The organism is Paenibacillus sp. CAU 1782, assembly GCF_054551715.1.
The window spans coordinates 1758816-1783165 of sequence record NZ_JBTOLL010000001.1; the positions used below are offsets into that span (position 1 = coordinate 1758816).

Annotated in this window: 17 protein-coding genes; 8 read left to right on the forward strand and 9 right to left on the reverse strand. The window is 47.4% G+C overall.

Translation table 11 applies throughout. The features are described 5' to 3' along the window. Positions 1 to 70: 70 nt before the first annotated feature. Positions 71 to 442, forward strand: a complete 372-nt coding sequence (locus tag ACX93W_RS08375) for a CidA/LrgA family holin-like protein (protein WP_459391837.1) — start codon at positions 71 to 73, stop codon at positions 440 to 442. Further along, on the forward strand, positions 439 to 1122 hold the full coding sequence (locus ACX93W_RS08380; protein WP_459391838.1) for an LrgB family protein: 684 nt from the start codon (positions 439 to 441) through the stop codon (positions 1120 to 1122). Before ACX93W_RS08375 ends, ACX93W_RS08380 begins: the two co-directional genes overlap by 4 nt. A gap of 17 nt (positions 1123 to 1139) precedes the next feature. Here ACX93W_RS08380 and ACX93W_RS08385 read toward each other — a convergent pair whose 3' ends face one another. Next, positions 1140 to 1622, reverse strand: coding sequence for an RNA polymerase sigma factor (locus ACX93W_RS08385; RefSeq protein WP_459391839.1), 483 nt, complete (start codon positions 1620 to 1622; stop codon positions 1140 to 1142). 156 nt (positions 1623 to 1778) lie between these two features. Here ACX93W_RS08385 and ACX93W_RS08390 point away from each other — a divergent pair, with 156 nt between their 5' ends. From ACX93W_RS08390 to ACX93W_RS08400, 3 genes are read left to right on the forward strand one after another with little or no spacing between them, the layout of a single operon-like run. Next, a complete protein-coding gene (locus ACX93W_RS08390) occupies positions 1779 to 2489 on the forward strand; it encodes a response regulator transcription factor (RefSeq protein WP_459392037.1) in 711 nt (236 codons plus the stop codon). After that, a complete protein-coding gene (locus ACX93W_RS08395; protein WP_459391840.1) occupies positions 2486 to 3946 on the forward strand; it encodes a sensor histidine kinase in 1461 nt (486 codons plus the stop codon). The genes ACX93W_RS08390 and ACX93W_RS08395 overlap by 4 nt, the downstream gene beginning before the upstream one ends. Continuing rightward, on the forward strand, positions 3943 to 5115 hold the full coding sequence (locus ACX93W_RS08400) for a hypothetical protein (RefSeq protein ID WP_459391841.1): 1173 nt from the start codon (positions 3943 to 3945) through the stop codon (positions 5113 to 5115). The genes ACX93W_RS08395 and ACX93W_RS08400 overlap by 4 nt, the downstream gene beginning before the upstream one ends. A gap of 102 nt (positions 5116 to 5217) precedes the next feature. Here ACX93W_RS08400 and ACX93W_RS08405 read toward each other — a convergent pair whose 3' ends face one another. The 8 genes from ACX93W_RS08405 to ACX93W_RS08440 form a co-directional block, all read right to left on the reverse strand. Then, positions 5218 to 5919 (reverse strand): hypothetical protein, encoded by a 702-nt coding sequence (locus ACX93W_RS08405; protein ID WP_459391842.1) that lies wholly within the window; start codon positions 5917 to 5919, stop codon positions 5218 to 5220. A 187-nt stretch (positions 5920 to 6106) separates the two neighbouring features. Continuing rightward, positions 6107 to 7822: a methyl-accepting chemotaxis protein gene (locus tag ACX93W_RS08410; protein WP_459392038.1), complete on the reverse strand. Its 1716-nt coding sequence runs from the start codon at positions 7820 to 7822 to the stop codon at positions 6107 to 6109. Positions 7823 to 8014: 192 nt separating this feature from the next. Then, entirely contained in the window at positions 8015 to 15274 is a 7260-nt protein-coding gene (locus ACX93W_RS08415; RefSeq protein ID WP_459391843.1) for a CBM35 domain-containing protein, read from the reverse strand. A gap of 39 nt (positions 15275 to 15313) precedes the next feature. Next, on the reverse strand, positions 15314 to 16273 hold the full coding sequence (locus ACX93W_RS08420; protein ID WP_459391844.1) for an acetylxylan esterase: 960 nt from the start codon (positions 16271 to 16273) through the stop codon (positions 15314 to 15316). Positions 16274 to 16353: 80 nt separating this feature from the next. After that, on the reverse strand, positions 16354 to 17376 hold the full coding sequence (locus tag ACX93W_RS08425; protein WP_459391845.1) for a glycoside hydrolase family 130 protein: 1023 nt from the start codon (positions 17374 to 17376) through the stop codon (positions 16354 to 16356). Positions 17377 to 17405: 29 nt separating this feature from the next. Then, positions 17406 to 18239, reverse strand: coding sequence for a carbohydrate ABC transporter permease (locus tag ACX93W_RS08430; RefSeq protein WP_459391846.1), 834 nt, complete (start codon positions 18237 to 18239; stop codon positions 17406 to 17408). Between the two features lie 3 nt (positions 18240 to 18242). After that, entirely contained in the window at positions 18243 to 19121 is an 879-nt protein-coding gene (locus ACX93W_RS08435; RefSeq protein WP_459391847.1) for a carbohydrate ABC transporter permease, read from the reverse strand. Positions 19122 to 19237: 116 nt separating this feature from the next. Further along, positions 19238 to 20587, reverse strand: a complete 1350-nt coding sequence (locus ACX93W_RS08440; RefSeq protein ID WP_459391848.1) for an ABC transporter substrate-binding protein — start codon at positions 20585 to 20587, stop codon at positions 19238 to 19240. Positions 20588 to 20969: 382 nt separating this feature from the next. Here ACX93W_RS08440 and ACX93W_RS08445 point away from each other — a divergent pair, with 382 nt between their 5' ends. The 3 genes from ACX93W_RS08445 (at position 20970) to ACX93W_RS08455 (ending at position 24313) form a co-directional block, all read left to right on the forward strand. Beyond that, complete coding sequence (locus ACX93W_RS08445) at positions 20970 to 21977, forward strand: LacI family DNA-binding transcriptional regulator (protein WP_459391849.1); 1008 nt, start codon at positions 20970 to 20972, stop codon at positions 21975 to 21977. Between the two features lie 265 nt (positions 21978 to 22242). Then, a complete protein-coding gene (locus ACX93W_RS08450; RefSeq protein ID WP_459391850.1) occupies positions 22243 to 22905 on the forward strand; it encodes an ABC transporter ATP-binding protein in 663 nt (220 codons plus the stop codon). Positions 22906 to 22948: 43 nt separating this feature from the next. Further along, positions 22949 to 24313 (forward strand): ABC transporter permease, encoded by a 1365-nt coding sequence (locus ACX93W_RS08455; protein WP_459391851.1) that lies wholly within the window; start codon positions 22949 to 22951, stop codon positions 24311 to 24313. Positions 24314 to 24350: the final 37 nt, after the last annotated feature.

Below are 24350 nucleotides of genomic sequence, written 5' to 3' on the forward strand. Positions count from 1 at the left end.
GCCTACAATTCATTTTACCTATGAAAATAACTGCTGTAAACTTGAGTCCAGAAGAAGGAGTGTGTAGGATATGCCCCTCTGGGTTAAAGTCGCTTTGCAGGTTTTGCTGTTCACCCTTGTATCAACGTCCATGAATGCACTGGCCGCATGGCTTTCACTGCCGATTCCCGGCGGAATCCTGGGCATTGCCGTTATATTCACGCTGTTGAAAACAGGCGTCATTAAGCTCAAATGGATCGATGCCGGAGCTTCCTGGCTGATCGCCGAGATGCTGTTGTTTTTTGTGCCGTCAGCCGTTGGCATATTGTCCTATGGGGCATTAATGGCGAATGAAGGCTTGCGTATTTTATTGGTCATTGTATGCAGTACCGTGCTGGTTATGGCTGGCGCGGGCAGAATCGCCCAGCGTTTGGCGAGAGGCAAGGAGAGTGCCAGCTTGTGATTCCATTTTTATGTTTATCCGGTACACTGGCGGTTTATCTGGCTTCCAAATGGCTGCATCGGCGCAAGCCGGCGATTTATACGGCCCCTTTGTTGGTCGCGCCGATTTGTCTTATTCTCCTGCTGCTGCTGTTTCGGGTTCCTTATGATCAGTATAACGCAGGTGCGGAATGGATTAGCTCCATGATTGGCCCTGCAACCGTCGCGCTTGCCGTACCGTTGTACAGACATTGGGAAATGCTTAAGCGCAATGCTGCCATTATTATAACGAGCACGGCGGCCGGAGCGGCGATTGCTGTCGTCTCCTCCGCCCTGCTGGCCAAAATCGTACATCTAAGCCCGGTTGTGACGGAAAGCTTGCTGCCCCGCTCCACGACAACGCCGATTGCCATGGCGATTTCCGGCTTTATTGGCGGAATTCCCAATTTGACAGCTGTTTTTGTCCTGGTCACGGGATTGCTGGGCATGCTGATCGGTCCACTCGTCATCAAATGGTGCCGCATCGAAAACGATATTGCCCGAGGCATATTGTTCGGGACCGGGGCACATGCCGCCGGGACCGCCAAAGCCTTTGAGTTTGGTCAAATTTCGGGAACCACATCCGGCATTGCGATGCTGCTGACTGCCTTTATCACCCTATGTCTTGCTCCTTGGCTGATTACCCTTGCGCTGTTGGGGTAGTCGGCTTTTTTGCAGTCTCAAGAAATGACCTGTGTTCGTCGAATCCGCTTTACGGCATGGAACAGCGAGCTGCGGATCATGCCTTCGCTTTTATTAACAAGCTCTGCTGTCTCTCTTGTGGTATAGCCGTGGAGAAGGCGAAGCTCCAATATTTTGCGATGCTCGCCGTTTTTGACCGGCGAAACGATTTCTTCAATATTCTCCTGCATTTCCATCTCCGACGTATCATAATGATTGCAGGCCAATTCTGCCCGCCAATTCCGTTTCGTTGACCGGCCGCGTTTGCGAAAGGTATCGATGGCCAGATTGCGGGCCGTCTTGCGCAAGTAAAAGCCCAGCTTGTCCCAAGATATCTCCACCTGCACATTCAAAAGCCTGATAAAGCATTCCTGCGTCAAATCCTCTGCATCCTCGCGATTACCCATTAATCGCTCTAGATATCTCGTAATATCTGCTTTATAGTTAAGATAAGCTTGTTGAAACTGGCATTCGTTCATCATTGTACATAAAGGCTCCTTTCTGTCTCGACCGGGGAGGTTAAGTGTCGAATTCCTTATTAGAGTCAGTTTAAGTCATGAATGTTTCAGGGCACGTCAATTTTGTATCGGATTTGTAACATATGATAGAGTTAACATCACGGGGAGAATCAATAGATGGTGAAACAAAAGAAGATTTTGATTATCGAGGACGAAGGAGCCATACGGGATATTTTGTCCTATGCTCTGCGCAAGGAAGGGTTTGCCGTGGCGGAAGCAGGCACGGGACAAGAGGGTCTGACCGAATTGGAACGAAGCAAACCTGAGCTTGTGCTCCTTGACCTGATGCTTCCCGATATGAGCGGATTTGATCTATGCCGCAAGCTGTCGGCAAACCTCAAAATCCCCGTTATTATGATTACGGCAAAATCGGATATGATGGACAAGGTGCTGGGCATGGAGCTTGGCGCCGACGATTATATTACGAAGCCGTTTGATATCCGCGAGGTCGTAGCCCGCGTCCGGGCTATCTTCCGCAGAATCGAACAAATTAGCGAAAGCCTGGAAAACCAATCCTTCGACGTGATCACCCTGGACGGCCGCATCGAAATCCGCAAACCGGAACGCGAAGTATTAAGGAACGGGGAACGAGCCGGCCTTACGAACAAGGAATACGATCTGCTGCTGTTTCTTGCCAGCCATCATCGCCGGGTTTTTACGCGCACGGAGCTGCTGGACAAGGTATGGGGGTTTGATTTTGCCGGCGATACCCGTACCGTCGACATTCATGTGCAGCGTATTCGCAAAAAGCTGGATACCGCACAAGGGGCCTCCGTCATCGAAACCGTATTTGGCGTAGGCTACAAGCTGGATGCCCAGGTGTCGTCATGAAATGGACCATCCAGCTCAAAATGGTCGTGTTGTTTGCCCTTATTACGTTTGTCGGTTTTTCGGCCATGCTGGTCATCTCCTACCGCGTAACGGAGCAAAATATGTACCGGATTATTCATGATGATATGATAGACGTCAAAACCAATCTGGATATCGCGGTTAATCAATATTTTCTTTTGCGGCAAAAGCGGATCAACAGTGTTTCGCTCGTCTCGGAACGCCTTGGCCTTGCCAAAGAAATCGGCTCCTCGATCGGCGGCAGCGTAACCATCTATAGACCTGACGCAAAGCCTTTTACGGTTGGGGACGAAACGCAACAAAACGCCAACGCGCCGGATCTATTGGCCGCGGCCCGCCAGGAAATTGCCTACACCACCCATTTAAACAATAAAACAGCGATCGCCAGTTTGGCGTTTCCGTTGAAATCAAACGAAGCAACCATCGGCATTTTGCGTTATCAACGAGATTACAGCGAGCTTTACCAGCGCAATCTTCAGCTTCAGGAGACGCTCAAGCTGTTTGCAATTGCGATTTTTGTGTTTATTTTTATCGCGTCCGTGCTCATTTCCCGCAAAATAACCAATCCCGTCCGGCAGCTGACACGCCGATCCGCAGAGGTTGCGCAGGGCAAGCTGGACACCCGCATTGAAATTACGACCAGGGATGAAATCGGCGAGCTGGCAGCCAGCTTTAACGTCATGGTTAACCGGATACGAGAGCAAATCGACGTGATTCAGCAGGAGCGGGACGAGGTCAAGCAGGTGCAGGCGAGAAGCAAGACCTTTTTTGACAATGTTACCCATGAGCTTAAAACTCCGTTGACAACCATTGTAGGCTATGCGCAGCTATTGAAGGACAACGGCTTTACGGATAAGGCCTATTTTGACAAGGGACTGGATTATATCATTAACGAAAGCGGACGCCTTAACCGGATGGTTGTTGATATACTGGACTATTCCGTTGCTTCGGCATCCAATTATGCTTATCGGTTTGCCACAGTGGATCTCGCCTCTCTTATCACCGAGTCATGCGAGGATATGAGAATTAAAGCCGAGAAATACAATATTACGATCCACTGCGAGCTGGAGGAACATCTGCTTGTTCGCGGCGATCGCGAGAAACTGAAAGAGGTTTTCCTGAATGTTATCGACAACTCGGTCAAATACGGACATGTTAACTCCATCATCAGTATAATCGCAAAACATTGGCAGCCCTCTGTTCTCATTACCATTAGAGACCGTGGGGAAGGCTTGTCGGAAGAGGCCTTGCAGCAGGTATTTGAACCCTTTTACCGCGTAGGGGGTTCCCTCAGTCGTGAAAAAGGCAGTGCCGGCTTGGGATTGTCCATTGTCAAAACCATACTGGAGGACCATGGAGGCAGCATCGAAATGAGCAGCAAGCTCCATGAAGGCACAGAAGTGGCGATCAGACTGCCGAAGCTGGAGGAAACCCTATGAATAAACCGATGAAAAGCCCGAAGCAGGCCGCTTGGGTTAGTTATGTGCTGCTTGCGGGTTTACTGCTGCTGTTTGTAGGGGGAATTTATGGCATTAGCGCATTGTATGAGCTTGGCAGAACCTCCGATTACCGTACGGTTACGCTGCCAGCCGCACAAAACCCAAATACCCTTGCCGAAATACCGGGAACGACCTTCAAAATCGAGTCGGTTTTCCGTCAATCCTTTGACTTTCCCATTTATAATATCCAAGCCGTTGACCGTAACAAGGTCGTGATTAATCGTCCCGACGATCCCAATTCGTTTAGCGGCATCAAGCTGTCGCTGCTCGCCATAGACGAAAAAGAGGTAAAGGACATCGCATCCAATGTAGAGTTTGATTTTACGCTATCCCCGGATAAACGCGAATTGATTTACGGAAAATTCGGAAAAAATTGGAGCGATATGACCATGAATATCTACCAATTGGATTCGGGAGAGCAAACTACTTTTAACAGCAAAAATCTCTTTGTGATATCATTTATTGATAACAACACTTTTGTCGGGCTGGACAGCAATCATTTGAATCTGGTTATTTCCCGCAACGGAACGCAACAAACCTTGTATGGTTATGACGAAATGACCGAGCTGATTGCTGGGGCAAGCGGAGCCCAGCAAAGCAGCGATGTTATCTTTTTCAGCATTTATCAGGTCAGTCTGGATAAACAAGGCGTGTTTTTCCTGTCCCAGATTAAAGATGGTTATGGAATTTACCGTTTTGGGCTGGATACCAGCGAAGATGTTACTGAAATTGCTACTGCGGAAGATATCCAGCAATTTTTCGAGCTTGGCGACGGCAAGTTTATTATCCAAGGCACCGTAGACGGAAAAACCGGTATCTACATTTATGATCGATCAACAAGTAGCTTTACCCTATTGGCTGAAGGTCCAATCTGGAATATGGCTTTGGATGATGATTTGACGAGGTTGGGCTATTTCTCCGCCCAGGATAATCAGAACAACGAGCTTCATGTCGCTTATTTGGAAAATGGAGCCCTGTTGTCGGATACCGTAATCTATCGCAACATCGATAACTTGCAGCTGATGCGCTGGCATGGCAACGATTTGTTCCTAATCGGCGGGGACTTCGAAAAAGGCGAGTTGTACCGCTTTACGCTTAATGCTTGGTAATGCGAGGCACGAGTACTGTTGGGGCTGCCCGGAAGTCAATTTTCATTGGCTTTCCGGGCGGCCCTACCGCCCCCATCAAATTCAATGTGGAATCTCAAAAAGTTATTGAGAAATTTCCTCAAACAAATGTTGCCAAGTCAAAGATTGATAGAATTTATCATAATTAAACTGCAACCAAATCCTTTCTCCCTTTTCCTCTAGTTCATAAGTGACATTGAGATTTTCAAAATAGTACTCTCTTCCTCTTACCTTAAGTAAAAGATTGTACAAGTCATCAACTATACTTTTTATTTCCTTATCATCAAAAGGTGTTGTAAAACTAATGTAAATACTTGTTCCTTTTTTTAGCTTATATTTTACCTCTTCGAATGAAGGAGGCACACCCCTAGTTTTAAAAGTGGTATCTTTATCACCTCCCGTAATTATAAATTTCCCGACAGCTTCTTCCTTTAGATCCATTGAGTCAATAATTTCGTTTATGTCCTCATTTGCTTGATACGTCCAATATTCAAGAAGGAAGCGATCGTCTATCTCATGCTTATCGCTTTGGTTTTGATAAATGGCAAACGTGATATCTTCCATCCCCTGAGGACTGCCAAGTACAGAATAGGTACCCAGTTCAAGACTGTAGCTGGGTTTAGATACAAGATTCATTTTTATATCATAATTTTCCAGCAAATATGAATTCACACTATTTTCAAATTCCTTCTTTGCCCACGGTGTTCCATAATAAGCGGCAAAAGCAGTTATAGCTATTATGACCAGGATCAATGGCATTACAAAACGAAACATCCGCATCTTCATACACCCTGCCCTCTTTACCGTCATGTGCAACTAAATTAATCCATTCGGCACTGCCATATCTCATCTCATCATACACATTTTTTGGAATTATAAAAACAAAAATAAAGGAGTTGCCCAGTAATCAGTTTCACCTGACTTTTTGGACAGCTCCTTATTTACACATATGATGACGAAAAAATCCTCCGTTTTACACCTTAAACTTATTAACCTGCTCCTGCAACTGCTCAGCCATCTGGGAGAGGGAGCCGGCAGATGCTGCAATCTCTTCCATTGAAGCAAGCTGCTGCTCGGTAGCGGCAGATACATTCTGGACACCGCCTGATGCTTTTTCTGCTATGCCCGAGATCTCCCCCATAAACTTAACAACCTCATCCGTACTTGCCGCCATTTGTTCAGCGCCTGCAGACACTTCCTGAATTTCGCCTGCTACCTTGTTGATCGCATTCGAGATTTGCTCAAAAGCCCGGCCGGCTTCCGTGACGATTTCCATGCCGCTTTGCGTCTCATCGCTATTCACTTTGACTGCCTCCACTGCATGCCGGGTATCCTTCTGAATCAACTGCACCAGGCGAGAAATTTGCTGGGCTGATGCGGAAGACTCCTCCGCGAGCTTGCGAACTTCGCCGGCAACGACGGCAAACCCCCTGCCATTCTCCCCAGCCCGGGCTGCCTCTATTGCTGCGTTTAAAGCCAGCAGATTCGTTTGCTGGGCGATATTATTGATGACCTCCGTAATCGTACCGATCTCGGAAGAACGTTGTCCCAAACCGGTCATCAGCTCTGACAACGAAGTGATCGACTGCTGAACAGAGTTCATCTGCTCTACCGCTCCCTGAATAATTTTGTTTCCGTCAGCGGATTGATTAACTACATCAATAGCCGTTACCGATACACTCTGTGCCAGCTCCGCAATCTGTTCCGTGCCAAGTGCCATTTCGCTCATCGCCTGAGAAGAACGGCTCACAATGTTCACCTGCTCAGTGGTTCCTGACTCCAGCTCTTCCACCGTCATGGAAATTTGCTCGGACGCCTTTGTATTTTGTTCCGCGCTCGCCTGCAATTCTTCTGAAGAAGCTGCCACAAGCTCGGAAGTTGTTCCAACCGATTCAATCATTCCGCGAAGATTTGATGTCATCGTATTGAAGGAGATCGCCAGCGTATTCAATTCATCCTTGTTTCTCAGCGTGATTGGTTCTCCAGTCAGATCGCCTCCTGCAATCCGAATGGCCGCCTGATTGATCTTTTGAATCGGCCTGGAGATCATAATTGCTATGACAAAGGCAATGAATAGCGCAATGGCTGCCGCGATAATCGTTAGTGCCAGAATAATGGTAAAAGATTGCTTGGCCAAATCCAGAGAGCTGCTGCTGGCCAAACCGGCTCCCTCATTGGAAATAATGATCATTTTGGCAATATTGTCGTTTGCTGTATACCACAACGGATAAGCCACGCTATGCAGCCTGCTGGCTTCAGCATAATTGTTATTAATGCCTTGTTGCACGAATTCAGGCATTTGGGCCAAATATTGATTATAATTGGTATTGAATTCTTCAAATAATAAGGATATTTCGCTTCCTTCCTCATTGCTCGTATTAACCAGAATCTTTAGTTGCTCACGCTCTGTCTCGATTTTGGCAAGCAGTTGATCGAGAGCGCCCTTCATTTTTTCTAATTCTGTACTATTCTCCTCCACAATAATGGCTAAAGCCAGGCGTTCCACATCCGATACATCTCCATTCATCATACCAAGCAGCGTTACGGAAGGCATCCATGCAGAATTAATTTCTTCCGATTTCGAAGACATTTCTCGAATCTGGTTCAGAGCGTAAATGCTGACAATCCCCAGCAACACGACAACCGCAAGAAAGCCCAACAACAATTTGGTGCGAATAGTCAACTTCATTTTTCCTCTTATTTCCCCCCACATGCTCTTCATACTCCATCTCCTCAGCTTATGTCTGAACTATTAGTGACATATCAAATATCGACATATAAGCTCATGAAATTTATATGCTGTTCACTGTTTTTTCACATAAGAAGGATGGGAACCAAAAACAAACCCCCGGATTTCCCCGAGGGCTGTGTGCTACTGAACTTACTGTATCGTGACTTCGTCTACATAAATGGTCGCTTGGCCGGTTGAACCGGCTGGTGTCGTAACCAAAATTCCAAATGATTGCAGCAGATTTTTGGATGAGAGATTGACAATATCCAGTGTTATGGTCATAAACCCGTTTGCATCAACGGGAGCTGAAGCGCTGACAGCGTTCGATGTTGTCCAGTCCTGCCAAGCTTCGCCGCTTTGCGTGTATAGATAGATACTTACTCCTTCCAGCGATGCATCTCCATCAACCGGAACCACTTTTACTTTAGCGATAATGGAGGAAGCGCCGGTTAAATTCATAGCCTCCAAGCGGCGAATTTGGAACTGTCCTCCGTCATTGACCAAACTAAACTCCGACTTAATAGAATAATACCCAGCTGCAGCGGCTTCATCCGTAACGGCAAGATCCGCCGCAAGAGCTGTATTATAGAGATTATCGCCATCTCGGTTAATAGCGAAGCCCTGAAGCGTCTGATTCTCAAATCCATAGATCAAGGACGAAAACGGCACATCGGTAACTGAAGGCGTCAACCTGATGTAATCGATGTTGTACCAGCCCCAGTCACTATTGATAACAATGGTATTGGTCCCTTGATTGAGACTGACGGCAACTCCTTCTGTCTCCGTAAATGATGCAGAAGAGGGCAAATTGACAGTCATCGCTTCTCCGCCGTTGATGACCAATTCTGTTCTTTTGTCGCCGTATTGGGAGCTATAGCCGATCACCAAATCATAATTGCCTGCGGCTTCCGCCTCATAGGCAAATGTAATGGAGCCGTCGGTTGTAAAAGCTGCGTAGCCTTCTCCGGAATAGCCGCCAATTGAGCTGGCAACCGCTACGGTACCGGTAAAGCTTCCGTTTTCGGCCTCAATAAGGTTTGGAGCAGAGTCGGTAACGGGAACCGCCTTTACATATTCAATACCGTAATAACCCCAGCCTTTGGAAAAGCTGACTACATTAGCGCCAGCCTCCAGCTGCTGCTCGCCCAAAGAATATTCATTGATAGTCCCCTGACCGTCCGGTATCGTCACATCCGAAGCCGCACCTCCATTTATACTTACCAACCCGTGTTTTGACCCAAAAGGAAGATAATAACCAAAGCTTAATTCATATTGTCCGCTGCTTGGAATATTCAGCGTGAAATGAGCCGATCCGTCCTGTTCGCCGAACCAGACATAACCATCTCCACTATATTCGTCTGTGTTGATGGAAGTTTCACGGAAGCTGGCGCCTTCACCTTCCAAGGCTGCATTTTTGGCATAGGCTGTTATGCTTTGACTTTGCTCCGCGCCATCAACATACTGTGCGACAACTTCCGTAAAATAGACCTCAGGCATGACCAGTGTTGCTTGAGCAGAAAGAGGATCGGCAATGCTGCCAATATCTCCGATCCATCGATCGAATGTTTTGCCCGCCTTGGCGGACGCCTTAATGGTGATAGCTTCGCCCGGAACGTGGAAGCCGGAACCGGTGCCGCCGAGCACGGAAAGATAAGTTACGCTGTCCGTTCGGAAAGGCGAAGCAGGCAGCCCTTCTTTGTTATACAGATTGCCAATCGGCGAATCGTTCCAGTTGTATTTGACCGAAACCGGATCGTTTACCTGCTGGGAAGAAACAACAACAGTATTGCCTGCAATTGCTGCTGTTGCCCAATGATAGACGCCGTCCCCGCCTGCAATTGCAAAACCTTTCAGCCCGGTTGAAGCTTCCGTTACCGGCTCCAAGCCGGATTTGCTCCCCGCCATTAATCCCGATCCGATATGATCGAAGGAAAGAATCAACGTGTTTCCGGACTTTTCTGCCGACCGGTAGACAGGGCCGGAGTATTCAATTGGTTTTCCATAAAATTTGCCCAACGCGCTAAGCGCGGCACGATAGCCAACATCCTGCTTATTGGTGGGATGAATATCATCAGGGTTGCCTACATCTGTCGTAACGACCAGACTCGTCAGATCATCGTTTAATACGGTTTGCAGCTGCGCGTCCCGAATGAACGGCAGACCGGGAGAGCCATCGGCTTGGACCGGGTTGGCTTCGCTCTGAAGCGTGCCATATGCCGAAATTTGGACAAGCGTAAATGGCAATTGGTCATTTTCAAAGGTTTTGCGCCAATCTTTAATAAACGTAGGCAAAGCATTGTAATAACGAAGCTCGCCCCAGTTGTTTTCGCCTTGGTACCAGAGCACTCCTTTTAGCTTGTAAGGTGCGATTGGAGCAATCATACCGTTGTACAGCGCCGTTGGCGATGTTGCTGTCTCAACGTTTGCCGCTCCGGTTTTGATATCCAGGGCAGCCTGGGCAACGGCCGGTACGGATTCAAGCGTTTCGTAGCTTGTCCAGTTCTCGATTTTTGTACCGCCAACCGATGAGAAAATGATGCCGACCGGAACGCCAGTCTCCTCCGTCAGTTTTTTCGCGAAGAAATATCCCACTGCCGTAAGCTCAGGCACCGTAGTCGGGGAAACGACCTGCCATTGCTTCTGGCTAGCCACCAGTGGAACCGGATAGCGACTGGTCAACTGCGGGACGGTAAAGAAGCGGATATTGGAATTATTCGCATTGCTGATTTCCGCTGCCGCATTTGTCACCTGGGATACCTGAAAGGCCATGTTGGATTGTCCGGATGCCAGATATACATCGCCAAAAAGCACGTCGGTCAATGTAATCGTCTCAGTCCCGCCCGATACCGTAATGGTATGAGGATCGCCTGCCTGATGAATGCCTAGCGGTATCTTCCATTTCCCGTTTTGATCGGCGGTTCCCGAAAACGACGCTTCATCGAGTGTGACGCTAATCGAGGTGCCGGGCGCTGCCCAACCCCAAAGCGCCGTTTCTTGATCGCGCTGCAAAATCATATGGCTGCTGAACATGGGATTAAGCAGCGGTTTACCGTTGTATTCAGGCAATACCGTGTATTTCAGAATTGCGCTTTCAGCATCAAACTCCGACGTGGAGCTAATTTGGCGCACATAAACCTTCAGTTCATATTCGCCCGGCTCCGGCGCTTGCCATACAAAGGAATGCGCCTTGCTATAATTGCTTTCATACTCCCATTCGCCGCCCGACTTCCTTGAAAGGAAGCGGTATTCCGCAGCATTGTCTGCAAACGCCTCAAGCGTTGCCGGAATATCCGCTACGCCAGAATTTCCTCCGGCTGACTTCAACTGAACAGAGGTCACTGGACCGCCGCCGCCTGTCAGTTGGATATAGTCAATATCCATCCAGCCCCACGCCGTTGCAATATTGATCGTATTGGTTCCCGCTCTAAAATCGTATTGGCCCACAATGGCATCCTTCCAGACGCCCGCTTCCGCAAAGTCGAAATTGGCCAGAGCTGTGCCGTTCAGGCTGACCGTATTCACTTTGTTTCCGCCTATCGTTTTGTAACGAATCGAAAGCATATAGGTCCCGGCCTGCTCCACATTAACCGGAATTTGCAAGGTATCGGCGGATGTTTTAAAACCAGTCACATAGCCCGTACCAGAAAAACCTCCACTTTCTGTCGATACGACAACTCCACCATTTAAGGTGCCGCTTTCGGCTTCAAATTTGATTGAATTAGGGTTCTCCGGAGAGATCCCGTCACTATCGATTCGCACCTCGTCCAGATATGCCGAAGCATTGCCTAATCCGCTGAAGCTCTCGAATTTGACCCCAATCACCTTCACTTGACCTCTATCGGCAATTCCGGCAAGCGGCAGAGTCAATGTCGTAAACCCTGCGGAATCCACATCGGACAACCCGCTGTCGGTCCAGGTCCAATTGGAGCCTGCCTTGATGTATAACCGAGCCTTCGCTGCACCGCCCGAAAGCTTAACCTTTGCGCTTAACGTATCAACGCCGCTCAAATCCAGCGATACGCTCCTCATTAATTCAAACTCGCTACCGGCAAGAGAGAACGGAACGGTAAGCGACTGCAAGCCTTCTGTTGAGGTTGCGTCGGTTACAGCTAGTGCGCCCGTACCCAATGAGCTGGACTCAATTTCCCATCCTTCGGTATCACTCTCAAACCCGTATAGAAGCTGCGGTCCGGCAGCATTGCCTCCTTCCGGCACGCCACCCGTGCCGTCATTAAACGCCTGGATGTCATCAAAGTACAAAATACCCGATGTCCCTTCTACTTGCGGATTTTTGTTCACATAAATGGAAAACGTCTGAACATCCTTCAAATATTTCTTTGTCACGACCTGGTTGGCATTGGACGTATCCCATGGAGCAGGCTTAAATTCGCTGAATGGAATGACGATTTCTTCTGCCGTATTGCCAGCCAAGGACGGGTAAGCCTCGAAGGAAATGCCGCTCATCTTGATTTGGATAACCATCTTTTGGTTGCTGCCATCCGGCTTGTACCAGAACTTAAGCTGATTCGCTTCGCTCCAGTCCGCATTTTCCAAATTTTTGGTTTGTCCGGTGTAGCCTTGAACCCCAACGTCATAAACATATTTCATGCCGTATTGACCGCTATTTTTATTATCGGCATCAAGAGTAATGACGCTTGTATCCCCGCCTGGACTGTATGCATTGTCAAGCAGCTCATTATTGCCGCTGTATTCCTCAAACGTATCCACAATCAAGGAATTGGCGCCAGGCAGCGTATCGTTGACATATACGACAATGCTTTGTGTGCTGACGCTGCCGTCCACTGCATACGACTTGACTGTAATGGTGGTGCTTTCACCTGAAAGCGTTGAGCCCGGCGTCCAGGAAGCCGTGTAGTAGAAGCCGCCAGAGTCAAGCGTCATGGGATGCTCAGTGGAATCATTGCCGATGGCATACGTTACTTTTTCCGTATTTTGATGCAGGACGCGAGCCCGAATGAGCGAAACGCCCTCTGTAAGAACCGTCTCATTATGGGTTGGCGTTACGATATGCAGGTAAGGCTTCTTGGCGGAAACCGCCACTTCCTGGCTATAGATTTCATCCGACTTTATCCCATTGATAAAAGAGGTAAACGGATCATCATAATATGATATAAAGTCCGGTAAAAGCTCATGATCTCCAAGCCCGTTCAGACCGTTCTTATAAGGGACATAAAAGCTTGTTTGTCCAGTATTGGCCCAGGTCATCATGTAAGCGACCCGTTTGGCATCAGGGTCCGCTTTCAAAGCATTCAACAATTTAGTGAAAAAGTGCACGTCGTTTGTTCCGGTTGGCCGGAGATTGGAATAGCCAAACTCTGTAATAGCCGCAACCTTATCTTTGGCGTCAGCCAATTTGGCAACCAGCTTGGCATCCTGTACGGCACCTTGGAACCAGCCTGCGGAGCTTCCATTGTAGTACGTGTCAAAGCCCAAAATATCAACAAATTCGTCGCCTGGATACGTTTCCAAATACACGGATTCCGAATCGTTGAAAGAGCTGTTAGGCGAATAGGCATACAGGAAGTTGTGAACGTTTTTGACATCGCGCAGATATTCTACGGTATAGCGATACAGCTCAATGTATTGCTCTTTGGTCCGGTAAGGCGATCCCCACCAGAACCAGCCGCCGTTCTGCTCATGGAACGGCCGGAAGATGACCGGAATCGGCGTGTTATCATCAGTCTTCAGATTATTGGCAAAATCAGCAATCATGTCCAGGTAATCATTATATTCCTCATGTTTTTCCCCGCCTGGAAGAATGGCTGCTACCACTTTGCCTTTGGTATCATTAAAGTTGCCTCCCGTTACAAAATTGGGCAAATGGGTGCCTAAAGTAAGGACGCCGCCTTCCTCATACGCCTTTTTCATAACGACGATCAGATTATCAATGTTTTGCTGAGTGCTGTTTGATAATGTGCCCGGCGGTTCTTTTCCCTCCAGACTTAGAGTATCCCAGCCAAATACGCCCGGAAGCTCGCCAACCGCATTCATCACATCCGATTGAGTGCCATCCTTTGCCGTTATGGAGAGGCCCGCTGTTGTCGCATGCTCTTGTCCGAATATGACTTTCGATCCGCGAATGCCATTCAAATATTGAAACAATGATTTCGTCGCCGCTGTAGCGTTGACATCCACCAGATCAATGCCGTTATCCTCGGGATCTGTCGGATTAGTTGGGTTAGTTGGAGTCGAAGGATTGCCAGACCCCCCGCTTCCATTCCCCGTCGTTCCGTTTGGATTTCCAGAGACAACGCTCTCTTCCACTTTTCCTTGATTTACTGTATAAACCTTATTGGGCTGGAGCAGTTGTCCGTTAAACGTTACACCCTCAGCAAGCACGGTTACTTCAGTGATGGAGCCATTACCTTGGATCGTCGTTCCGGCGCCGCTATTGCCGATTGTTAAATGACTTAATTGGGTATCATCATCAAACACCAGAATCGCCGGCGTATTCACCGTGGCGTTTTCAATGTTCGATTTCTCCGAAAAGACAATCCGCACCTTGCCATGTGGACGTTGAACCACAAGATCTGTTACGGTGCTCCCTTTAATATGGATCGAATTTTCGCCGCCGCCGGATACATAGACGGTGCCTTTAATATGCGAATTGTCCAATGACGCATCGCCGCTTCCAATTCCCGCGGCCACATACAAGTTGCCGGAAATCGTTGCATTCTTCAACGTTACGCCGTCTGCATTAATGACAGCATGGTTAGCTATGTCTCCGCTACTAAAAGTACCTGCGGTATTGTACAGCTCGGAAACGAGCGAATCAAGCACCTTAACCACCTCAGCTCTCGAAATGGTTTTTTCCGGCTTAAAGGACCCGTCCGGATATCCCCTCAGAACAGGACTTAATGCGGCAATCGCTTCCCGCGCATAAGGGCGAATGGCATCATCATCGGAATAAACCGCTGAAGCTTGTTCTCCCTGCGACTTCAAATAAAACGCTTTCACAATTAACGTGACTGCATCCTGTCTCGACACAGGGGTATTGCCCTTGGCCAAATTGCCAGGAAATCCATTGTAATACCCCGCTTCTCTGGCTATGGAGAGCGTATTGCTGTACCAGGCATCCTGAGGTACATCGGCAAATGGCTGCTCGGAGGTTTGGCTGAACCCAAAAATCCGATTAATCATCGCCGCAATTTCCGCTCTTGTAACTTCCTTATCCGGACGGAATGAACCGTCCTCATACCCTTTAACCACACCAAGGCCTGTCCACTTATCGATACTGGACTGAGCCCAATGCTTTGCTTGAGAAGCCTCATGGACTGCCGATGACGCCGAACTCTTCAAGGCATTGGCGCTAACGTTGCCCTGAAGGATGGTTGATAACATCATAAACGAAATTAATGTTAAAATAAGACCTCTTTTTGCCGATTTCATTTTACCCCTCCACAATTCAGTTTGGCTGCTCCTCAATGACTAAAGCTTCATAAACGCCTGCAGCGTTTTGTCGCTTAAATAAGGCAAATATTCATGTCCGTATTCGTGATACACAACAAGCTCTTTTTCCGAGGTTATTTTGTTGTATACGGCAAACTGCGTTGAAGGCGGGCAAATCGTATCGCTCAGCCCCGTTACAAAAACAACCTTTGCGGTGATGGCATCCGCAAGATTTTGGACATCGATGTAGCCCAGTTTGTTAAAGATGGCATCTTCCCGTTGATGATGCGGGTCAAAAAAACGAAAATAATAAACCAGTTCCTCATACGCCGACGATTTGGCATCCAGCTCCCATGCGCGCTTGAAATCGCTCAGAAACGGATAGACGGGCACCGCCAGCTTCACCCTTGGTTCAAGGCCCGCGCAAGCAATAGCCAACGCCCCGCCTTGGGACAAGCCATGTACGCCAACCCGCTCGGGATCGATATGATCCAAAGACATCAGCATTCTGGCCGTTAGCACGGTATCCAGAAAGACATTGCGGTAATACAGCTTGTCCTCGTCGGGATCGTCGATGCCGCGAATGATATGGCCCCGAATCGTTGTACCTTTTACGGCTGCAAGATCCTCCGACCACCCCCCTTGCCCCCTGCAATCCAGCGCAAGCACCGTAATGCCATGGGCCGCATAATTCACCTTGTCCATCCAGTCGCCGCTGTCGCATGAATAACCATGGAAATAAGCCATCCCGGCTCCCTTGCCCTTCAAGTCCTTTGGCTTCACATATTTGGCATGCAATCTGGACCCGCCAACTCCGGTAAAATACATATGGTAGCACTCTGCATGAGGGCTTTGGAACTCTGCCGGAACCAATTCATACTGAAGCGGAAGCTCGTCCAGCTCCTTGAGGGCTCTGGCCCAATATTCCTTAAACCTTTCCGGTTTGGGGCTTTTTCCGTTATAGCGGAGCAGCTGCTCCAGCGTCATGTCATATCCCATCTCGTATTGCCTCCTGCAATGATGGGAACGAATCACATCGCAATGGATCTGATTCGTTCTCCAACCTAGTCAATTCATGCTTACATATTTCCAATCTCGGCATCATCGGCAACATCTTCATGAGTTGCTTTTACATACTCCACAATTTCTTCTACGGTGGTGTAGGCTACGCCAACATACGTATCGGCGGCTCCATAATAAATGGCGATTTTGCCGCTTTCGGCATCCTGCAAAGTAGCGCAAGGAAAGATGACGTTTGGCACAAAACCGCGCTCTTCATACCATTCCTCCGGTGTAAGCACATAGGTGCTTGAACGGTATTTCACTTTGGATGGCTCGTCGCGATCCAGAATAACGGCGCCCATACTGTACACAAGCCCGTTGCATGTACCCGTTACGCCGTGATAAAACATCAGCCAGCCTTCGGATGTTTCAATTGGCGCCGGCCCTCCGCCGATTTTAACGGATTGCCACCAGCCTTGCCCGCCTTTTGTCATTACATGCCGATGCTTGCCCCAATATACAAGATCAGGGCTTTCGCTCAGGAACACATCGCCAAACGGCGTATGCCCGCTATCGCTTGGACGGGACAACATGACAAAGTTGCCATTGATTTTTTTCGGAAACAAAACGCCATTTCGGTTAAATGGAAGAAACGGATTTTCCAACCGGACAAACGTTTTGAAATCCGTTGTTTTGGCCATTCCGATGGCCGCGCCATAAAAATCGGTACACCAAATGACATAGTACGTATCTTCAACCTTTAGCAGCCTTGGATCATACGCATATTTGGGCTGGAATGGCTTGCCTTCTTCATCAATAAACGGGATACGCTCCTCTTCAATTACCCAGTTGTATCCGTCTTCGCTTTTTCCCAGGTGCAAATGGGGACGGCCATTGATCGTTTCGGCACGAAAAACGCCAATATATGCGTCTTCGTAAGCGGCTACCGCACTGTTGAATATCCGTGCAATCCCTTTTGCCGGATTTCGTTTGACGACGGGGTTTTCGCTATGTCTCCATACGGGTCCGACAGCGCCTTCCGGTTTGTCCTGCCAAGGGATGTTGCTCAAATTTTCACCAATGATTTTGATTGAAGCCATAAATAATTCGCCTCCCGAATAAGTTGATTTTATTTGACTGAGCCTTGTGCAAATCCGTTATAAATGTATTTTTGCAGCGAAAGGAATGCGATTAAAATCGGAACGATGGTAATCATAATGCCGGCGCAAATCACTTCCCATTGCGAGCCGTAAGGACCTTTAAACTTGAACAATGCCGTGGAAATAACATGCAATTCCTCACTCGGCATATACAGGAATGGCGTATAGAAGTCGTTGTAGACGTTAACGCCTTTGATGATAATGACCGTTACAATCGCCGGGGCCAGCAAAGGAAGAATGATTCTCCAGAAAATGGTGAAGTATGACGCTCCATCAAGCATGGCCGATTCATCCAGCGACTCCGAAATGGAGTCTAGAAACTGAAGAAAAATATAAACAGCGATGATATCCGTGCCCAGGTAAAGCAAAATGGGCGCAAATCGGGTATCGACCAAATCAAAGAAATTAATGATGCGGAACGTAGCTACTTGCGTAGTTACGCTTGGAATAAGCGTCGCAAGCATAAAAGCTCCCATCAAAAGCTTGCTGCCGCGAAATTTAAAACGGTTCAGCACATAAGCAACCATTGAACCAAGAAGCGTAGCGCCCACAATGGAAATAACGACGATAATTATCGTATTTCCGAATCCCAGCAGCATTTTGCCATTGACGAATGCTTTTGTATAGTTAGCGAAGTTGGTCCAATTTTCAGGCGGAGTCAACGGGCTTGTGCTGCCATATTCCGCATTTGTTTTAAAGGAAGCAAAAAAGACAACCACGATTGGCACAAGGGCCGCAAACGCCCCAATCAAAAGGGATACATATTTAACAACGCCGCCGGATGCATATTTTAGTTTGTGCATAACTTATTTATCCTCCTTGATCAACATCCGTTGTACCAGGGTGACGACAATAACGATAAAGAGGAGCACAACCGCCATCGCGGAAGCCAAGCCTAGTTTGTTATATTTGAATGCCGTTGTTACCGTCTGGATAACAAACGTATTACTGCCGTTAGAACCGCCTGTCATAATATATGGAATATCAAACGCGCTAATTGCGCCGCTTATGGCAAGAATCAGGTTTAATTGAACAATTTGTTTGATGCTTGGCAGTATAATGTGCCAGAACTGATGCCAGCGATTGGCCCCATCGATTTCCGCCGCTTCATAAATATCCTTGCCGATAGAGGAGATGGCGCCAAGAAAGATAATGAAGTTAAAGCCCATATATCTCCATACTGCTGCGCCCGCCAGGGATATGTTAATGATTTTGGGATTCAGCAGCCAGCCTTGGACAAATTCGCTTAATCCAATTGCCTGCAAGATCGTGTCAAGCGTGCCGTCCGGTCTGAAAAAAAACAGGAAGATAAAGCCGATCGCCACACCGTTTAACAGGTAGGGGAAAAACAAAACGCCTTTAAAGAAGTTTTTAAACCGCGTATTGAAGCTGAGTATGCTTGCAAAATAAAGGGCGATTGCCATTTGCACAAATGTTGCCGCGAAATAGTATAAGCTGACTTTAAACACGGAAAAGTATTTGGAATCTGTAAATATGGTCGTATAGTTGTCAAAGCCGACATAATCAAAGCTTTTGCTGTAGCCGTTCCAATTCGTAAAGCTGTACTTGAACATATTAAAAACAGGCAGATAAGCAAACGTAAACAATAAAACGACCGGAATCAAGGAAAAGGCTAAAATAATCAATTTCCGCTGTGTCTTGTAACTTATATTTTTCAACTCCACTACCTCCAATTGAACCGGTTAAACATCTGTCTCGGGAACCTCTGAATCATGGCAAGGGTTGTCCGAAAAGACGTGACTTTTCGGACAGCCCCTTTCCATTTATCGATTGTCTAGCATTATTGAACTACTTTTGCACGAGCTTTAACCCAAGCATCATTCAAATCCTTCATAATATCATCATAGGATTCCTTGGTATTGCCGATGGCCGCTTCAATAATGCGCTTTTTGAACTCAGGCTGGTTAAGACCGATTTCGCCTTCTTTGTCAATCTTGTCTACAAGGCCTTCTTGTCCTTCCTTGGCAGCAGTCGGCAAGGAAAACTTAATGTCAGTGCCTTCAAATTGCTTCAGAGCCGCTGGAAGCTCTGCGCCGATAACCGGGCTCATGCCGCCGGCTTGTACAGTCGGGTAACCGGATTCTTTAATAAACCAATCGATCCATGCTCTTGCCGCTTCTTTGTTTTTGCTGTGTTTGCTGATCGACAGATTGTAGTCGCCGCCCAGCGGCATAATCACTTCGGATGTATTTGTAGGGAATGGCATGTAGGCAATGTCATCGGCATTAGGAGCCAACTGCTGGAATTGGACAATTGCCCAAGAGCCAAGCACCATCGCGCCGATTTTTCCGTTAGCCAGGTCGGACTTGGAAGCTTCCCAGTTTGTTGTTGTTGGATCTGCTTCAATCAGTCCTTCTTTTGCTACGTCATACATCACTTTGTAAAGATCATAATGCGGTTTGCCCGCTACAAAGTTTTCATCCGAATTCGGCTGCTCGACATTTACATAATCCACATTGCCGGCAACCGTCGTAAGCGCTGCCTCCCATTGGGTCAAAGGCCAGGAGTCGGCATAATTGGTGTACAACGGAACAATGCTGTCGTCCTTCGCTTTAATCGCTTTCAACGCATTCAAGAACTCATCCGGCGTTTTGGGAGCGCTAGCAATTCCTGCATCCTCAAATACTTTTTTGTTGTACAGAATACCGGAGAAGTTAACAGCTGTTGGAATGCCATATACTTTGCCGTCCACTGTTTTTTCCTCAAGAGCCATATATTCTTTGCTCATCTCGGAGTAATCACCCAGCGGCTCGAAAAAGTCGGCTGCATCCTTCTGAGGAATGCTGGATGGGAAAAGCAGCACATCGCCATAATCATTGGAGTTCATGCGAACGGTAATTTGTCCTTCATAGTCGGACAACGCTTGGAATTTCACCTTTACATCCGGATAAACTTTATTGAATTCAGCGGCATATTCTTTAAATACCGTGTCTACAATATCCGTTCTTTGCGTAAGGACCGTAATTTCGCCGGAGAGCTTGCCTTCGCCTTGCTCCGTTGTTTGCCCTTCATTGCCAGTCCCCGTATTGGTCCCTGTATTGGTACCTGCATTACCGCTTGAAGAACAGCCCGATACCATAGCAACGACGATTAACGCCATAACCCCCATAAAAGCTTTGTTTCTTTTCATTTGTTAACCCCTCTCAAAAAATTAAGTAATCGATTAGCTACATTTAAATTCTACATTGAGTGCGTTTTCAAGTCAATAAAACTTTTATATAAACTCTATAAATTAGTTAATTTTAATCAATCTATTTACTTTTTCGCAAAACAAAAATAAACTAAGATAACTTTGTTTTCGAAGAAAAATCCGGATCAACAAAACTAGTACCTTTATTCCTATTTCCGCTTTGATAGGATTCAGGGATAATTATTTACCTTTTTTATGCATCAAAGGTTAAATTTAATGTCAGTTTTTCTTTTTATTTGGGGAGTAAACCGCTATACTTAGAACATGGGATTCCTTTAAATAGACTGCATCACATTGTAAATTAGGATGGTGAATAGAGTTAATGTCGAATAACATTCGAATGAAAGATATCGCCAAAAAGCTAGGCGTAAGCAGCGTGACGGTATCTAAAGCGCTTAATGATAAAGAGGGGGTTAGCGATAACCTAAAAATAAAGATAAAAAATATGGCCAGCGAAATGGGCTATCGCGTCAATTCTGCCGCAAAATCGATTAAGGAAGGACTTTCTTATAACATCGGCGTCATGATCCCCCATCGGTTTACGGGCATCAATGAATCCTTTTATCTTCGCGTCTATCAGGAAATAGCCATTCATCTGGATCATTACGGATATTTTGGCATTTTGAATATTTTGAGCTGTGAGGACGAGGAACAGCTTAACTTCCCTCGTGTTTACAGCGAAAATAAAGTGGATGGCATTATCGTGCTTGGTCAAGTCAGCAAAAAGTACATCCAAACGGTTCAAAGCATGGAGCTTCCGAAGTTATTCCTGGATTTTTATGACGAACATGCCGAAATTGATTCTATCGTTACGGACAATTTTTACGGGGCTTATGAAATTACGAATTACTTAATAAAATGCGGCCATCGCGAGATTGGATTTGTTGGCAATATACACTCCACCAGCAGCATACAGGACCGCTTTCTCGGCTACTACAAATCTTTGCTTGAGCACGGACTTACATACGATGAGCGTTTCCTGCTGAACGACCGCGATGAACAGGGTACCTATATCGATTTTCAGCTGCCGGATAAAATGCCAACCGCATTTGTATGCAACTGCGATCAAGTCGCCTACAATTTTTGCGAGAAACTAACCGATCTGGGACACAATATCCCGCAAGACTATTCGATCGTAGGTTTTGACAACGACATTTATGCAACGCTCTCTAATCCCGGGTTAACGACCGTTGAGGTTGATATCGGGGAAATGGCCCGCAGCGCAGTAAAGTCAATCCTGGATAAAGTAAAAAATCCGAATCACCGGAACGGACGTGTTCTCGTTCAGGGAAAAATCGTATACCGGGATTCCGTGCGAACCATTAATTAATCATTTACCGGAATTCCGCGCAAATGATTATTGAAAGGTATCCTCTTGGGTTCAATACCTTTCATCGACTCAATAGCTTCAATCGACCAAAACCGGCCTCCGTCCTGCTTTCTTGGACTGGGGCCGGTTTTGCTTCCTTCCACCTCGATAACCCCTTCCTCTTTTTCAACTTGTTACAAATTGGATACAAGTGTGGTTAGTGTGTATACAAGTATTCCGTACAATGGCAATAGTTGATCAATTCAGGAAAGGGGAACCGTATCTTATGCTTCGGGTCGAGGAATTATCCCATTCGTTTCACAGCGCCAACGAAAGCGTCAAGGTGCTGCATGACATTAACTTATCCATCGAAAAAGGCGAGATGGTGGCGCTGCTTGGCAGCTCGGGCTCGGGCAAATCAACGCTGCTTAACTTAATGGCCGGTTTCATGAAACCAAGCTCGGGGCGTATTTTTATTGGAGACAAGGACATCGTCCTGCTTAACGAAAATCGTCTTGCGGAATATCGCCGCAAACATATCGGCTTTATTTTTCAATCCTACGAGCTTATTCCAAGCTTGACGGTGCGGGAGAATGTAGAACTTCCGCTCGTCTTTCATACGATTTCTCCTTCGCAACGCAAGAAAAAGGCGCTAAGCCTGCTGGATCAGGTCGGTCTTTCCGACAAAACCGATTTGTTCCCGTCCCAGCTCTCCGGCGGACAACAGCAGCGGGTCAGTATCGCGCGTTCGCTTATTTCGGAGCCTTACGTCATTTTTGCGGACGAACCCACCGGCAATCTGGATACCCGGACGGAAGAGGAAATTTTGTCCATCCTCCAGCGTCTGAACGCCGAGCTGGATACAACCTTTGTTATTGTGACGCATGAGGCTGAGGTTGCGGAGCAGATGGGAAGAATCATTACGCTGAGAGACGGGGTTTTGGTTTGATAGGGAAATCAAAGTCGGCCAGTAAAAACGGGGAGGCTTCAGCTTGAGAATTTTTGATTTGTTAAAAATGTCCTGGGGCCAAATCATCAGGAGAAAAATTGTAACGCTGCTGTGCATGATCGGTTTGTCGGTTGGCTGCGCCGCCATTATCATGGCAATCAGCATCTCGACTTCGGCGCAGAATTTCAGCCAACAGCAGTTAAACAGCGAATACAAAATGGATGAAATCACGGTTCAGCCCAATTCAATTGGAGGCGGCGGCCAAAATCCATCGCAAACCGGCAAAAGCTTTGACCGGGGCGCGCTTACGCTGCAAAAGCTGGATGTCATTAAACGGCTTGCCCACGTAAAAGCCGTATTTCCAACGATGCGTCTTGGCAATGTGGAGATGATCGGCACGGACGGAAAAGTGTCCAATGTAGAGGTAATCGGCACCGACCTCTCCGCCTTGTCGGAGTTTGGTTTTAAATACGCCCAAGGCGGCGCATCCGCTCTGCTAGGAACAGGCATCGCCAACTACGGGGCTTCATTTGGCATGGTTGACGCTCAGGTCATGAAGGATCTATATGAAAAACTGAATCAAGATCCCTATAACGACGAAATCTACCTGCAATTCGATGAGCTGAGCAGGGAGCCTGCCGAATTGTTTCAAAGACAAGTTAACTTCCGTACAGGAAATGTCGCTACGGGGGCAAATTCCTCGACTTACAAGGTTAGCACGCCGCTGCGCATCAGCGGCCAACTGCAGGTAAAAGACGGCGCCAGTCAGGAATATTCGATCTATGAAAAAACAATCTACGTTTCGATGGAAACGGCGAGCATGCTGCGCAGCCAGCTTGGGCTTGGCCAATCCGAATCTCTTGTCAAATATGATTCCGTCACGGTGCGCGTCGAAGATAAAAAATACACGCCGCAAGTGGAGGAGCAAGTAAAAAAGCTGTTTTTAACAACGCAAAGCAATTTGTATCAAGAGGAAATGATTCAACAAAAGTTTGCTCAATACAGAAAAATCGCGCTTGGCATCGGCACCTTTATTCTGATGCTGGCATCCCTCTCCATTTTTGTCGCCATGACGATGTCCACCCACCAACGACGCAGACAAATCGGCGTGATGAAAATATTGGGGGCCAATCTGTGGCAGATCAGACAGTTGTTCATGACGGAGGCAGCCGTGCTTGGCTTGATGGGCGGCGCAACGGGGCTTCTTGTCTCCACTCTCATACTGTGGGGAGCCAACAACGCGATAGCAAAAGGCCTGCTGAATATTGGGCCGCAAAGTATTGAAATACCGCCGCTGGCGCTGCTGGCCGGAGTTATTTTCGCCTTGATTACAGGGATTGTGTCAGGCATCTATCCCGCAATCAGCGCTTCACGGACAAATGCGCTTGAGGTTATTAAAAACGGCTAAGGCGCGTTTTTTACAGATAGACAAACAAAGGGGCAAC